Origin of the sequence: Psychrilyobacter atlanticus DSM 19335 (assembly GCF_000426625.1) — a bacterium.
In the GTDB taxonomy this organism is placed as follows: domain Bacteria; phylum Fusobacteriota; class Fusobacteriia; order Fusobacteriales; family Fusobacteriaceae; genus Psychrilyobacter; species Psychrilyobacter atlanticus.
This window is the reverse complement of sequence record NZ_KE384547.1, coordinates 1,505,227-1,519,927: the sequence shown is the minus strand read 5'-3', so window position 1 is coordinate 1,519,927 and position 14,701 is coordinate 1,505,227. Positions and strand designations below refer to the sequence as shown.

The 14,701-nt window shown below is 33.5% G+C and carries 20 protein-coding genes; 19 read left to right on the top strand and 1 reads right to left on the bottom strand.

Annotated features, from left to right (window positions below; translation table 11 throughout):
- Positions 1 to 96 precede the first annotated feature (96 nt).
- Complete coding sequence (locus K337_RS0107770) at positions 97 to 1,413, top strand: DNA modification methylase (RefSeq protein WP_028856097.1); 1,317 nt, start codon at positions 97 to 99, stop codon at positions 1,411 to 1,413.
- A 36-nt stretch (positions 1,414 to 1,449) separates the two neighbouring features.
- Here the strand turns inward: K337_RS0107770 and K337_RS0107765 are convergent, their stop codons facing one another.
- Positions 1,450 to 1,671 carry a hypothetical protein gene (locus K337_RS0107765; RefSeq protein ID WP_028856096.1) on the bottom strand — a complete coding sequence of 74 codons (222 nt, stop codon included), beginning with the start codon at positions 1,669 to 1,671 and terminating at the stop codon, positions 1,450 to 1,452.
- Positions 1,672 to 1,781: 110 nt separating this feature from the next.
- Here K337_RS0107765 and K337_RS18005 point away from each other — a divergent pair, with 110 nt between their 5' ends.
- The 18 genes from K337_RS18005 to K337_RS0107675 all read left to right on the top strand — a co-directional run bounded on the left by K337_RS18005 (position 1,782) and on the right by K337_RS0107675 (position 14,645).
- A complete protein-coding gene (locus K337_RS18005) occupies positions 1,782 to 2,465 on the top strand; it encodes a hypothetical protein (protein WP_051251668.1) in 684 nt (227 codons plus the stop codon).
- A 106-nt stretch (positions 2,466 to 2,571) separates the two neighbouring features.
- A complete protein-coding gene (locus K337_RS0107755; protein WP_028856095.1) occupies positions 2,572 to 3,024 on the top strand; it encodes a hypothetical protein in 453 nt (150 codons plus the stop codon).
- Positions 3,024 to 4,811: a phage terminase large subunit family protein gene (locus K337_RS0107750; protein WP_037029256.1), complete on the top strand. Its 1,788-nt coding sequence runs from the start codon at positions 3,024 to 3,026 to the stop codon at positions 4,809 to 4,811. The genes K337_RS0107755 and K337_RS0107750 overlap by 1 nt, the downstream gene beginning before the upstream one ends.
- Positions 4,808 to 5,044, top strand: coding sequence for a hypothetical protein (locus tag K337_RS18000; protein WP_037029254.1), 237 nt, complete (start codon positions 4,808 to 4,810; stop codon positions 5,042 to 5,044). The genes K337_RS0107750 and K337_RS18000 overlap by 4 nt, the downstream gene beginning before the upstream one ends.
- A gap of 9 nt (positions 5,045 to 5,053) precedes the next feature.
- The gene (locus tag K337_RS0107740; protein ID WP_028856093.1) at positions 5,054 to 6,565 is read left to right on the top strand and encodes a phage portal protein; all 1,512 of its coding nucleotides are present in this window, start codon (positions 5,054 to 5,056) and stop codon (positions 6,563 to 6,565) included.
- The gene (locus tag K337_RS19150; RefSeq protein ID WP_169712881.1) at positions 6,552 to 7,673 is read left to right on the top strand and encodes a head maturation protease, ClpP-related; all 1,122 of its coding nucleotides are present in this window, start codon (positions 6,552 to 6,554) and stop codon (positions 7,671 to 7,673) included. The genes K337_RS0107740 and K337_RS19150 overlap by 14 nt, the downstream gene beginning before the upstream one ends.
- A 15-nt stretch (positions 7,674 to 7,688) precedes the next feature.
- Positions 7,689 to 8,012, top strand: a complete 324-nt coding sequence (locus K337_RS0107730; RefSeq protein WP_028856092.1) for a hypothetical protein — start codon at positions 7,689 to 7,691, stop codon at positions 8,010 to 8,012.
- A 30-nt stretch (positions 8,013 to 8,042) separates the two neighbouring features.
- Positions 8,043 to 9,071 carry a major capsid protein gene (locus tag K337_RS0107725; RefSeq protein WP_037029252.1) on the top strand — a complete coding sequence of 343 codons (1,029 nt, stop codon included), beginning with the start codon at positions 8,043 to 8,045 and terminating at the stop codon, positions 9,069 to 9,071.
- Between the two features lie 9 nt (positions 9,072 to 9,080).
- Positions 9,081 to 9,392 (top strand): hypothetical protein, encoded by a 312-nt coding sequence (locus K337_RS0107720; RefSeq protein WP_028856090.1) that lies wholly within the window; start codon positions 9,081 to 9,083, stop codon positions 9,390 to 9,392.
- Between the two features lie 7 nt (positions 9,393 to 9,399).
- A complete protein-coding gene (locus K337_RS0107715; RefSeq protein WP_028856089.1) occupies positions 9,400 to 9,711 on the top strand; it encodes a hypothetical protein in 312 nt (103 codons plus the stop codon).
- Positions 9,712 to 9,749: 38 nt separating this feature from the next.
- Positions 9,750 to 10,304, top strand: coding sequence for a hypothetical protein (locus K337_RS0107710; protein ID WP_028856088.1), 555 nt, complete (start codon positions 9,750 to 9,752; stop codon positions 10,302 to 10,304).
- An 18-nt stretch (positions 10,305 to 10,322) separates the two neighbouring features.
- A complete protein-coding gene (locus tag K337_RS0107705) occupies positions 10,323 to 11,216 on the top strand; it encodes a prohibitin family protein (protein WP_037029250.1) in 894 nt (297 codons plus the stop codon).
- Between the two features lie 10 nt (positions 11,217 to 11,226).
- Positions 11,227 to 11,367, top strand: a complete 141-nt coding sequence (locus K337_RS19810; protein ID WP_156877341.1) for a hypothetical protein — start codon at positions 11,227 to 11,229, stop codon at positions 11,365 to 11,367.
- Between the two features lie 3 nt (positions 11,368 to 11,370).
- Positions 11,371 to 11,850, top strand: a complete 480-nt coding sequence (locus K337_RS0107695; RefSeq protein ID WP_028856086.1) for a hypothetical protein — start codon at positions 11,371 to 11,373, stop codon at positions 11,848 to 11,850.
- A gap of 9 nt (positions 11,851 to 11,859) precedes the next feature.
- Positions 11,860 to 12,153, top strand: coding sequence for a hypothetical protein (locus tag K337_RS0107690; RefSeq protein ID WP_028856085.1), 294 nt, complete (start codon positions 11,860 to 11,862; stop codon positions 12,151 to 12,153).
- Complete coding sequence (locus K337_RS0107685) at positions 12,153 to 13,601, top strand: phage tail sheath family protein (RefSeq protein WP_028856084.1); 1,449 nt, start codon at positions 12,153 to 12,155, stop codon at positions 13,599 to 13,601. The genes K337_RS0107690 and K337_RS0107685 overlap by 1 nt, the downstream gene beginning before the upstream one ends.
- Complete coding sequence (locus tag K337_RS17990) at positions 13,601 to 14,116, top strand: phage major tail tube protein (RefSeq protein WP_051251666.1); 516 nt, start codon at positions 13,601 to 13,603, stop codon at positions 14,114 to 14,116. The genes K337_RS0107685 and K337_RS17990 overlap by 1 nt, the downstream gene beginning before the upstream one ends.
- Before the next feature lie 148 nt (positions 14,117 to 14,264).
- Positions 14,265 to 14,645 (top strand): phage tail assembly protein, encoded by a 381-nt coding sequence (locus tag K337_RS0107675; RefSeq protein WP_028856083.1) that lies wholly within the window; start codon positions 14,265 to 14,267, stop codon positions 14,643 to 14,645.
- Positions 14,646 to 14,701 lie beyond the last annotated feature (56 nt).

Sequence of the window (14,701 nt, the reverse complement as noted above, 5' to 3'; positions counted from 1 at the left end):
TAAGTAGAAAGTATCTAAGTCCTGAAAGAGTATTTAATATTAAAAAGATTTTAGCTAAAACAAGTAACGACATTTTACGAAGATGGAGGAGCTATCATGAATCAAATTATTGTAAATATATCAGAGATAAGCATAGGTTATACCTCAAGAATATATACCGATGCCCAGGTAAAGCTATATAAGAATTTAATTAAAACTTACAATCAGTATATTCCATTAGTCATTGATAAGAACAATGTAGTTGTAGGAGAGCCGGCTAGGTATGTAGCATTGGTAGAATTAGGGATTCAAGAGATTAATTGCTATCGAATAGAAAATCTATCTGAAGAAGATATACAAATAATCAGAATAGGAGAATCAAGAGCAGCTGAATTAGGTGAGTGGGAGTTTGAAAAACTATATGAAGAATTAAAATCATTAGGAGATAAATCATATCTTACCGGTTTTGATACTGAAGAAGTTCAAAAACTGATTGAAGAGGAACTGGAAAGCTCTGAAAACATAGAAGAGATAGATGCACCAGAAGTAGAAGAACACAAAGAACCTTTCACTAAGCAAGGTGACCTATGGCTGTTAGGAAGACATAAAGTTTTATGTGGTGATTCTACTTCCAAAGAAGATGCTAAGAGACTGATGGATGGGAGCAAAGGGAAGCTATGTATAACTGATCCACCATATAACATAAATTATGAGTCAGAGGATGGAAAGAAGATCATCAATGACAATATGAATTCAAAAGATTTCTATGATTTCCTATTAAGGTTTTATAAGAATATGCATAAGTATCTGGAACCAGGAGGAGCATATTATATATTCCATGCAGATATAGAGACAGAAGCATTTAGAGGAGCATTAAAAGAAGCTAAGCTAAAGATATCTCAGTGCCTCATATGGGTTAAGAATGGATTCAATCTATCGAGGCAGGACTACAACTGGAGACATGAACCAATACTCTATGGATGGAAAGAGGGAGCAGCACACTATTTTATTAAAGACTACACACAAGACACAGTACTAGAACTACCTGGAACTCTTAACAGTATGGGCAAGAGTGAACTTAGAGAATATATAGTGAAAATGACAAAACTACTAGAACAGCACTCAACAATCATTAGAGAAGATAAACCAACACGAAATGATGTTCATCCTACAATGAAACCATTAAAGCTATTAGCCAGGCTAATTTTAAATAATACTAAGCCGGGAGATCTCGTAGTGGATTGGTTTGGAGGAAGTGGAAGCACTCTTATGAGTTGTGATCAGATAGATAGAACAGCATATTTAATGGAGTTTGATCCAAAGTATGTAGATGTAGAAGTAAAGAGGTATGCAATAGCCAAAGAAGATATAACACTCATCAGAGATGGTCAAGAATATACTTGGGATGAAGTAAAAGAAAATTATAAAGAATAAAAAGAGCCAATAAATGGCTCTAATTACTATTCCAAGCTACCATTCCACCAAGTTACAACAGCAAGAATCGGCACTAGCATTAATATAACCTTTATTTATAGCCTTAAGTACTGCAGATTCTAAATTCTTATGGAGTCCTAAACTAAGATAAAACCTGAGTTTAGTACGAAGGGCTAACGGTAAATCAAGGTACCTTATCAGTTGTAGACATTTCTTAGTGTGAATCTTTTGGGTTTTCATATCGATGTAAAAAAGCATATTTGTTCCTCCTACGTATTGTTTGCTGAAAGTATAACATGAAAACCAAAGTAAAACTTAAGAAACTTATATTAATTTTAAGTATAAAGTTGAGAATTAGGAGTAAATATATGGCCAGAAAGAAGATAGATAAACTAACTAAAGATCAATTAGCAGCACTGGAACTATATGTGCAACTTACAGCTAATAAGTTTGGAAAGACTAAGAAGGCTAAATACCAAGAGATATCCAAGAGGATGAAGTTACCGGTAAATACAATCACTGCCTGGATCTATAGACATGAAGTTCATTACAGAGAATACATAGCAGAGATAGTAGAAGAAAAAAATGCAATTAAATGCACCTTTAATGGGTTGACAGAAAAACAGACCAAGTATGTCAAAGCCAGGCTGGAAGGAAATGGGACAGAGGAAGCTAAGAAGATAGCCGGCTATTCAGATAAGACTAAGACCTATGATGTGGAACGATCTAGAAATCTAACTCAAACCATAGAAGAACTAAGAAAAGATCTTATCACAGATACAAAGCTAGGAGCATACGCACAGATCAATGACCTGAGAGATATCAAAAGAAGAGCCAAGGAAGGTGTGACAGAGACAGAGTATGTAGAGGAGAATACACCAAAGGGCAGGAAAACAAAGAAGATTGTAAAGAGTAAGAAGTCCCTGGACACAGAGATCAGTGCCATAAGAGAGATCAATAACATCCTTGGATATAGTTATGCAACAGAGAAGAAGCACAGTGGAACAACAGCTTCAGGCAAAGAAGTAGTTAGGATAGATGAGGAAGATTAAAAAAGGTACTGTGAGCGTTCTACAGAGAGCTTTGCGGGGATAATTTGCGGAAGTTTTTCCGTCTGAAATTTTTTATTCGAGACTTCCAAAATTTTTAGGAGGATATATGGGACAGACAATTTTAATCAGTGAAAAACAATTAGCTAAGCAGTTTTTAATCACTGAAAGACAAGTGAGATCTCTATTTAAAAATTTCAAATATGCTCCTGGAGAATATTTGTATAAAGAATGTGTTAAAGAGTATATCAAGCAGATAAAAAGTAAACATGGAGACCATAATCTTGAAGATCAGAAATTAAAAAAAGCAAAAAGAGAAACTCAAGAATTCAACTTAAAAATTTTAAAAGATGAATATTATCCTGATCATATAGTTAGAGGGGCCTTGTCTGACATGTTAATTAAGTTTAAGTCACAGCTTCTCAGTGCTAGTAGAAAAATTATTATTGAAATAGAACAAAAAGAAAATCCGGATATTAAAAAGATCGTAGAAAAACATGTATTGAAATCCCTGGAAGAATTAGAAAAATATAATCCTCCAAGTAACAAAGGTGATAAATGATGAATGAAAGAAAAAAAGTAAGAAACTTGTTCAAGGAATGCCTTGAGTTATTGAGACCACCACTTAATTTAAGTATAAGTGAATGGGCAGATGCAAATAGGATCTTATCTTCAGAGGGCTCTAAAGAGATCGGAGCCTGGGAGACAAAGAGAACTCCATACATGATAGAGATCTATGAAAGATTAGAATCTGGAGACGTCAGAGAAGTAATTCTTATGATGGCTTCGCAACTGGCCAAATCAGAATTCATAAATAATATTTTTGGGAAAAATGCACACTTATCTCCCTGTCCAATGCTCTTGGTTCAACCAACAGATACCATGGCAATAGCTTATTCAAAGGAGCGGATAGCTCCAATGATAAGAGATACCTATGTATTGAAAACTAGAATCAAGGATGCCAATTCTAAGAACTCAGGGAATACGGTTACACACAAGATGTTCCCAGGAGGATACCTTGCTTTTATAGGATCTAACTCACCAAGTAAATTAGCAGCTAGACCAATCAAGATAATTTTCTTTGATGAGGTAGACAGGTATCCGGAGTCTTCAGGTAGGGAAGGAGATGTAATATCTCTTGGGCGAAAAAGATTAACTACCTATGGTGATGAGAGTAAATGTATTATCACCGGAACACCAACTGTAAAAACTAAGAGTGCTATAGAAAAAGAGTTTGCTAATGGGTCACAGGCAGTATGGAAGCTTCCTTGTCCCCATTGTGGAGAATACCAGGTATTAGATTTTAAAAACTTAAAATGGATTGATGATGATCATGAAACTGTAGAGATGCTTTGTACTGAATGTGGAGCTTTATCCCATGAAAAAGAATGGAAAAAAGGAAACCAATCTAAAGGAAAATGGGTGCATAAATTTCCTGAAAAGAAAAAGAAGTTAAGTTATCACCTAAGTGCATTAGCTAGTCCATGGAGAACTTGGGAATCAATAGTTGAAGAATGGATAGAGTCCCAGGGAGATATGGAAAAAATAAAAACCTTTAAAAATACTGTCTTAGCAGAAACATGGGAAGAGCAAAATATTAAAACTATCGACTATATGACTCTATATAAAAGAAGAGAAACATATGAAGCAGAAGTTCCTGAAGGTGTTTTACTTTTAACTGCAGGAGTAGATATTCAACATAACAGGATTGAAGTAGAGGTCAAGGGTTGGGGATTAGGTCGTGAAAATTGGGGAATCATATATCAAGTATTTTATGGAAACCCATCAAAAGAAGAAGTTTGGAATGAACTGTATGAATTTTTAAAATCTGATTTCTATTTTGAATGTGGAACTCCATTAAAAATCTTTGCAACTTGTATAGACACTGGTTATAACACACAAAATGTATATAATTTTGTTTCTGATAAAGAGCATGAAAGAATCTATGGTATTAAGGGACAAGGTGGAATAGTTCCAATAAATAACGGATTTAGAAAAACTAAAAACAATGAAATAAATCTTTATTCAATAGGGGTTAATGCATTAAAAGATTCAACTATGAGTAAATTAAGGATCAAGAAAAAAGGAAAAGGATATTGTCATTATCCTAAAAATCCAACTAGGAACTACACCGAGGAATACTTTATGAGTTTAACTGCCGAAGTGCGAGATCCTAGCAGTAACAAATGGATAAAAATAAGAGATAGAAATGAAGCATTAGATCTACATAACTACAATGAAGCAGCATTAGAAATATATAATTACGACATGAAAACTTTAGCAAAATTATCCAAAGAAGATTTAAGTTTATTATCTAAACTTGGATATCTAGAAAGGGAGGCAGAATGAGTATCACAGGAATAACCTTGGAAATGTGCCAAGAGAAACTAAAAATGTATTTAAAAGCTGAAGAAAAAGTTTTGTTAGGTCAGGCATATAACATAGATGGAAAAGAAGTTACAAGAGCAGATTTAGGGAGAATACAATCAGGAATTAAACTCTGGGAAGAAAGGTGTAGAAAATATGGTAATTCTGGTAACACAGGAATGACAATTGAGAATGTAATCCCAGGAAGACATTAGGAGGGACAGATGGAAATATCATTTAATAAAATGGTTTCTGGGTTAGGAGCTATGAAAATAAGAGCAGAGACATTTTTACATAAGAGTAAAGAAGTTCTTCAGTATCATAACCATGGGGCAGGAACTCAAAATGCTATGGATTATGACGATGAAATAAATAGTGCTGATGTTGATATAGGAGAATCAAAAGAAACTCTTATGGCTAGATCTAGAGATGAATATATGGGAAATGCCATAGCAAATGGAGCTATTAAAAGAATCAAATCTAATGTTGTAGGTGTAGGGATAAAACTAAAATCATCTATAGACAACAACATCCTAAATCTAGAGCAAGAGAAAAAAGAAGAGATAGAAAAAAATATAGAGAATTTATGGAGAATGTGGGCGGAATCAACTGAATGTGATTGGGGAAGGCAATCTAAACTAAGTCATATTCAATCATTAGCTATCTTAACAGCATTAATAGATGGTGAATGTTTCGCAGCTTTATCATTTAAACTTAATCCAGGAGAGCTATTTGGATTAAAAGTAAGGTTATTAGATCCGGCTAGTTGTATTAATCCTTCAGATGTTGGAGATAAAGACATAAAAAACGGTGTAGAAAAGGATAAAAACGGGATAATAACAGCTTATCACTTTAAAAAGAATAAAACTGGTTCTGAAACTACTAAGATTCAAGTCCATGGAAATAAGACTGGTAGAAAGAACTTATTGGTCCTTATGGAAAAAGAGAGGATAGGTCAGAGAAGAGGAGTTCCAATAATATCACCAGTCCTTGAGATCCTCCATCAAATGAGAAAGTTTACCCATGCAGAACTTATGGCAGCAACAGTAAATTCATATTTTGCAGCCTTTGTAGAAAATGAAACTGAAGAAACCAAACAGCAAAGTCCTTTTAGAATCATAAATGGTAAACATGCAACTTTAGAAAGCGGGATCATAAGTCAAATGGCTCCCGGGCAAAAGATTAAATTTCCTGATTCTAACAGGCCTAATTCAGGATTTACCAAGTTTATGGAAACTATGAGTACTCATATAGGCGCGTCTTTAGAGTTAGCACCAGAGCAGCTATTACTAAAGTTTTCTAACAACTATTCAGCTTCAAAGGGAGCTCTATTAGAATCATGGAAGATGTTAAAAGCTAAAAGACAATGGTTTACAGATGATTTTATGCAGCCTATCTATGAGGAGTTTTTAGATTATTGTGTAGCCATGGACTATATAGATCTTCCTGGATATGAAGATCCCTTTAAAAGAAAGGCATATCAGAAAACCCAATGGTTTGGACAGGCTCAGGGGTCATTAGATCCTTTAAAAGAAGCTAAAGCTGCAGAACTTAGAATTAAAAACAATCTAAGTACAAGCGGACGAGAAAGTATGGAGATTAACGGCAGTGATATTGATGATAACATCGAGCAGAGAGGTCGAGAGGTAAAGAAGATGAAAAAATATGGATTAATAAATAATGGAAAATCTAAAAAAGAAAAAACTAAAGAAGGTGAAAAAAATGAGCTTACTTAATGCGGTAATGATGAGTAAAACTAAAGCTGAGATACGAATGTATGGTGTTATTGGTGAAGGTTGGATGGCAGATGTTACTCCTGAAGACATAAACAGAGAATTAGATGCATTAGGAGATATAACGGAGATTGATGTCAGAATTAATTCTAGAGGTGGAGGAGTATTTGCAGGATGTGCCATATACAACAGTTTAAAAAGAAGTAAAGCTAAAGTAAACATGTTTATCGATGGTATCTGTGCTTCAATTGCCACTGTAGTAGTCATGGCAGGAGATACGATACATATGAGTAAAGTTTCTATGATGATGATCCATAACCCATATTATGGTTGGACAAGTGGAGAAGCTCGTGAGCTTCGAAAACAAGCTGATGAACTAGATCAGTTTAGGGAAACTTCTATAGAAGCATACCTAACTAAAGTCAATATCCCTCGTGAAACCTTAATTGAAAAGATGGATGAGACTACTTGGATGACTGCTAAAGAAGCTTTAAAAGATGGGTTTATCACTGATATAGAAAACGATAGTAAAGCTCAAATGAGTTTTCAGAATAATATGCTTATGTGTGGAGATGAAGAGATAAATGTCTCTGACTTTAAAAATTTAGATAGTTTTCTAAATAGAGAAAATCTTAAAAATAGTATGAAGAAAAAATTAGAACCAAAAAATAAGAATTTAAAAAATACACAAGGAGTTGAAAAGATGGATTTAAATCAATTAATGCAAGAACATCCAGATCTATACAAACAAATAGTTCAAGTAGGAGTTAACCAGGAAAGAGAAAGAATTCAAAATCTAGAAACAATAGAACAAAGAGCAGGAAGATCATTAGAATGTGTTCAAAAAGCAAAGTTTGAAACTCCTTTAGAAGCTACTAATCAGGAATTAATGACTGATGTTCTTCAGGAGATGGCAACTCAGCCTAAAAATACTGAAAAACAACCTAACGCTCAAAATAAAATGGAAATTTTACTAAATAAAATCGATGATGCAAAAGCTGGAGGAGTCCAGGACCAAGTATTAGATGGAATGACTCAGGAAGAAATTAAAGAAAAACAGGAAAAGGATGAGATAGATGACATAGTAGCGTTAGCAAATGGAGAAGAATAAGGAGAGTGACTTTAAATGGAAAAAGAAAAAAGAATGCCTGAAAATCTAAAAGCTGGAGGAGTAGTTCCCTACCTAGTAGAACCTATGGGATTTGTCGCTGGAACTTATACTAGGGGGATGCTCTTAGAATTAGATCCCACTACTTTAAAATTATCTAAGTGTACAGATGAAACTAAATTCTTTGGAATTTTAAGTGAGGATGCAGTAGTTAAAACAACCGAAACAGCAATGGTTTACGTTAGTGGAATGTTCTATAAAAATGGAGTAATCAAAGAAGATGCTACAGATATAGAAAAAATAAGAATAAATGGTATTCCTAAAAATATCTATATGAGATAAAAATTTAAATAACAAAAGGAGTGGTTAATAATGCCAAAAACATATGAGGCAAGAAAGATAACGGATGCAATAAAAAGAATAAAAAGACCAGTAAATTTCTTATGGAATATTATGATTGGTAAAGAAATAGAGGAAGTAGTACAAGAGATAGAGATCCACTCTAAGGATAATGGAAGAGTAAGAGCAGCATTTGTAGGTCCTATGTCTAATGGGATACTTATCGAAAGAGAAGGATTCGAGGTTGCAAGATATAAGCCTCCATTTATTTCATTGAAGATCCCTGCGACTGCTGAATCAGCATATCAACAGCAATTTGGTGAAGGTATCTATGTTACTGGTAAAAAAGATCTGAATAAGATCTTGAAAAAACAGGTAGCAGAGGATTTAAAAACATTAAAAACAATAGCTCATAGGACTAAAATTTGGGCATTATCTCAATTGGTAATGAGTGGTGTTTTTCCTATGGGAAATGGGAAGGAAGGGATTAGATATGGAGACTTTACTTTAAAGGTATTAACTGGATCAGATAAGTTTGATGCGGAAGGTTCAGATATCATTGGATGGTTAAGTAATCAAAAACTTGAGGTCCAAAAGAACACAGGAAATGTAGTTGATACAGTAATAGTTACCCCAGATGTAGCGAGATCTATTATCAACAACAAAAGTTTGATGGAAAAGATAAGAATCCTTAATGATACTCTTATCAATCTTAAACCAAAGGAAAAAGAACCAGGAGTTTCATACATCGGATATATTCCAGAAATAGACACCAAAATCTATTCATACATGGATTGGGTAAAAGAATACGGTAAACCTACTGAGGAACCTATCCTTCCAGATGGAACACTTTTATACTTTAAAGCTAAGAGTTTTAGAGTAAATTACGGAAGTTTTCCATTCAGAGAAAAGCTAACAGATAAATCTAAAATATTTGTTGGAAAAGAGGCAGTAAAAACTATTCCTTCAGATGAAGGTAATACAGATCTATTAGAAATTAGATCTTCACCATTAATCATACCAGAAGATGCTCAAGGCTGGATTGCAGCTAAAGTAATATAGGGGGTAACAATGAAAAAATGTAAAGTTAAAATAACGGCTATTGAATATAAAGAGAAAATCTATAAGCCAGGCGCGATCATAGAATTAGAAGATAAAGATGCATCAGATCTTATTAAATCTGATTTTGTAAGAGAGATAAAATCTCTTTCTTTAGAAAAGAAAACTCCTGGAGAACTAGCCCAGGAAGAAAGAATAAAAGAATTAGATGAGCATACTATTCCGGAATTGAAAGAGATGGCAGCAGACATGGAACTTCAACTTGAAGTGACTAAGAAAGCCGACATAATAAAAGCAATTATGGAAGCTGAAGATAAACTTTAAAGACATGATGGATGAGGACCTAGATCTACTTTTTGACCCGGATGAAATAGGAGAGAAGGTTACCTTTGAAGGAAAAGAAATTATAGCAATAAAATCATCTGAAGAATTTAATAAAAAGTATGAAGGAAAAAATAATGATAGATACAGTGAAGCAGGTATCTATCATGGTGGAATTACTTTATCAATGAAAAAGGAAGTTTTTCCAGGGGATGTCTATATAAACAGCACTGTAAATCTTAACGATGAATCATATGAAGTTATAGATATTGAAGATAAAGGAAATACCATTAGACTATCTCTTATTTCTAATTACAAATAACCAATTTCGAGAGTTACGAAATATAAGAGGTGAAACCTATGATTGAATTTGATAGTGAAGCACTAGATAAAATTAGAGAAGAATTAGAAGGTATCACAGATGGTGTTGAAGAAGTTGTTTCCAAAGCTTCGAATCAAACTGCTAAAAGAGCTAAAAGGTACATAGTAGATCAAATTATAGAAGATTTCTATATCAATAAAGATAAAGTTAATCCAGGGATCTCTATGAAGAAAGCCACTCTGCAGAATACAACAGCTGAGTTAGCAAACAATAGAAAGAAAGATTATTATGGATTACAAAACTTTAGGGTAGATGTTCCAGATGATGGACCGATTAAAATTGGATTAAGAAGGAGCGGAGGGCTGATAGATTTAAAAAGAGCCTTTCTTCAGTCTCCTAGAAATCAACCAGGAAACATAATGGTGTTCAGGCGTTTATTTGCAGAATCTAAATTTAGAAAAGCTATTGAAAGGCAGTATGGATATAGTGTTGGCGGAATGATAGAAAATAATCCAGAACTCATAGAAAAATTTATCAATGAAGACTTAGAGAATGAATTTGAAATCAAATTAAATGATTTCTTTGAAGAATAAAAAATTAGGAGGACAAAAATGATAGTTAATGGAAAAAAGTTTAGCGCAGTAGTCGTGGTAGTAATTATGGTCATATTAATGATGTTTAAATCGTGTCACAAAATATCTGCAGGATATGTAGGTGTTGTTTATAGCCCTAATGGAGGAGTTCAGGAAAAAGTATTAACTCAAGGATACAACTTTATCAATCCATTTAAAAATGTAACTGAGTATACCATAGGAACAGAACAAGCGTATCTATCTGCAGATGAAAGGGAAGGATCTGAAGATAATGATTCATTTATGGTTCCTACATCAGATGGGAAGATGGTTAATGTAGATTTAGAATATTCATATAGATATGATGAAAATAAGGTAGCTAAGATATTTACAAGGTTTAAAGGTAAAAGCGGAGATATTATTCAAAATACATATACCAGGGTAAAGATAAAAGCATATGTATCTGAAGTAACTTCTAAATTTAGTGTTCTTGATATTTATGGATCTAAACGGGCGGAATTAAATTTAGAGACTTATCAACATATTAAAGATAAGTTTGCTAAAGATGGAATAATCATTGAATCTGTAAATTTCTCAAGAATAGGATTAGATCCTGCTACAGCAACAGTTATACAACAAAGGGTGAATACTCAACAAGAATTAGAGAGACAAAAGATAGAAAAACAAAAAGCTCAAATTGAAGCTGAAAGAAATGCTATCCAGGAAGAGGGAAAAGCTAAGGTTAAATTAATTCAAGCAACAGCTGAAGCAGAAAAAATATTAACTGTAGCTAAAGCCCAGGCTAAAGCTAACGATCTTAAGAAAAAATCTTTATCTAGTGAATTAATTAAATATGAACAAACCTTAAGATGGGATGGTCAGCTGCCTAAAGTAACTTCTGGAGGAAGTCCACTAATAGATATTAGGGACTAAGGAGGTATTTATGACAGTTAAAAATATAGAAAAAACAAACTTAAACAGAAAAAATCCTCCATCTAAAATGGCAGAAATTTCAAATGTTATTAAAGATGTTTCGAATGTAGTTAAAGAGTTCTCGCCAAAAGATATTAGTAAAAAGGAGTAGTTTATGTCTATAAGAAATTTAGAGCAAGAAATTAAAAACAGACTTGAAAATGCAATAAAAGGTATTCAGTTAATAGATGATGAAGGGAACGAAGTGATTCCTTTAGTTGTTACCGGTGTATTGCCAATGGATACAGTAAGAGGTAAACCATATATATTAATTCAAACAACTAATATCCAAGATGAAGAGATGAACGGTAATGTTGATATTAGTATTCTCTATGCAACTATTGGAGCCAGTAGAGAAGGGAGAAATGATCCGGAGACTAAAAGAGAAGCTCTATCAACGGGACACTGGGATACTCTTTCGGTAATAGATAAAATCAGAGAAGATTTCTTTAAAGATACAAACTTCCAGTTTGGGATCCTTAAGAGATCTATGAAACATGAAGTATTTGGTGCGGTAAAAACACCATATTACCTTGGTGAAACTAAATGTTCATTTGAAATAGCAGTAACGCAGCCACAAGATGACTATTTGTAGGGAGGAATGATGGCAGTAAAAAAAGTAACCAAAAAGAAAAAAAAAGAAGAACCAAAAGAAGAAAAGAAAAAAGAGAGCATATTTTACATAGGACCTGGAGTACAAAGGGGGATTTTAGATAAAGGGACTGTATTCATAGGAAATCTTCCTAAAGAAGTAGAGGAACTAAAAAAGACATATCCATCCATAGTTCCATTGTTTGTCTCAGAAGATGAATATGTAACAGCTTTCAACGAAATAAATCAACCAGGAACTGTAATAAATATACTTTTTAATAAGGCAGTAGAGGAGGTAATGAACTAATGGGAACTATAAATCATGGAGTAAAAACAAGTGAAACTTCTACCTCTATGGCTAGTGTAATAGAAAGTGGTAATTGTGCAGTAATTATAGGAACTGCACCAGTAAACTTAGCAAAGTCACCTAAGATAAATACCCCGGTTCTCTGCTATTCAGAAAAAGAAGCAATAGAAGCATTTGGGTATTCAGACGATTGGGCAAGCTATACTCTTTGTGAAGCTATAGATGTGTTCTTCAGGCTATTCAAAGTAGGACCAGTAGTATTTATAAATGTCTTAGACCCTGCTACTCACAAGGAAGCAGTGGCAGATACAGCTATTACATTTACTAAGAAAAAAGGAACCATCACAGATAAAGGGATCCTATTACCTAGTTTATCCCTAAAACAATCTGATGATACTGTAGTTCCTAAAGATAAATATACAGCAGTATTTAATGAGGATGGTTCTGTAAGTATCATAATTACAGATACAGCCTTAGCAGGGACACTTAACGCAGGAAAAGTTAGTTTTGATAAATTAAAACCTATTTTAGTGAATGAAACAGATATTATTGGAGGGATTGATACAACTACCCTTGAAACTAAAGGAATTTCTTTAATAAATCAGATATTCCCTAAATACAATAAAGTCCCTAATATTGGATTGGCCCCTGGATGGACCGATAAGAGTAAAGTAATGACATCTCTTGTATCAGGTATGAAAAGTATTAATGAGGTCTTTACCGGTATAGCATTAGCTGATATAGATGCAACTACTATTGATAAATACAATAAAGTTCCTGCATGGAAAAACGACAATAGTTATATCCATGAAAACTTGTATAACTTTTGGCCAATGGCTTTAATCGATAAAACTCTTTATCATATTTCTACTTTGGTAGCTGCCTCTATGTATGCAGTAGATACTAAAAATGGAGATATTCCTTATGAATCACCTTCCAATAAGCCTCTAAACATTACAGGAATCTGTCTGAAGAATAAAACGGAAGTAGATCTTCTATTAACCCAGGCTGATTATCTAAATGATAATGGAGTAGCAACTTCTATTAACTTTAATAACGGTTGGAGATTATGGGGAAATAGAACTGGATGTTATCCGGCTAATAGTGATATTAAAGATAATACTATTTCTTGTAAGAGGATGTTTATCTGGGATAACAACAACTTTACACTAACTTATTGGTTAGATGTAGATAAACCGGCCAACAATAAGCTAATGGATAAGATAGTAGATAGCTATAACGACTACTACAATGGATTAGTAACTACAGGAGCTATTCTAGGTGGAAGAATTGAATTTAACAAACAAGATAACCCCACTACTAAACTAATGGATGGAAAGTACAATTTTAAAAGATATATGACACCGGTAGGAGTAGCAGAAAAGATAGAATCAGCTCTAGAGTATGACACAGAATACTTAAAGAAACTATTTGGAGGTGGTAAGTAATGAATGGATTTCCAATATCTCTACAAGGATTTAGTTTGTATCTAAATGCATTGAAAGAAGTAGGAACAGTAGACGTAGAGCTGCCTAATATCCAGTTTATGACTGATACAGTTACAGGATCAGGAATAGCAGGAGAATTAGAAGTTCCTATTGCCGGATTAACTAAATCTATGGGAATTAAAATAAAGAAAAGGGCGGTCAATGCTCAATTTACAACACTTCTTGCTCCTATTACACATCAGCTTGCTTTTAGAGGTAATCTTCAGATGGCTGATCCAGGAAGCCCTATAGGAAGGATGAGGAATAGAAAGATAAGAATCATGGCTAAAGTAACTCCTAAGAATAAGAACTTAGGGAAAGCAGAAACAGCCAAGGCAATGGACACAGAAGCAGAATTTGAAGTAATTAGTTTAAGAGTATTTGTAGACGAGATAGAAAATCTTCATATTGATAAACTTAACAATAAATTTGTAGTAGATGGGGTTAATTATCTAGAAGATGATGATTTTCTATAGAAAAGAAAAAAGTAAAAAGTCCTCGTAAAGTCGACGAGAGCTTTTTACTTTAAAGGCGGTATGTATGTTTGGTCTAATAAACATCAATACAGTCATATTATTACTTCAAATATTATGAAAAGTCAAATTAAAAACTTAGGAGGTTCTAATGAAAAGTAAAGATGAAGTGCCTGAAGGTGAGAAAACAGTAGTAAAAACAGAAATAAAAACAATTAAAGAAAAAACAAAATTAGAAATAAAAAACGAAATCGTAATTATTACTCTAGGAATTCCTATCAACTTCAATGGTGAAATAATAGAGAAACTAGAATTAGATTTTAATTCTCTTACGGGAGTAGATATTTGTGAAGCTGAAAGTGAGGCATTAGGAAAGTTCTATACTCCATTACCAGATACAAATTATTCAACTGCATATCAAGGAGCTATTGCGGCTAAAGCTTCAGGGCTACCATTTGAAGCAATATTAGAGATTAAATCTAAAGATTTTAAAACGATAACAGAATGTACCAAGGGTTTCTTGCTAGGGTAGATCTCAACTCTAAGAAAAAAATTAAGGACTTAAGAGAATCTATCCTAATGGCAGGT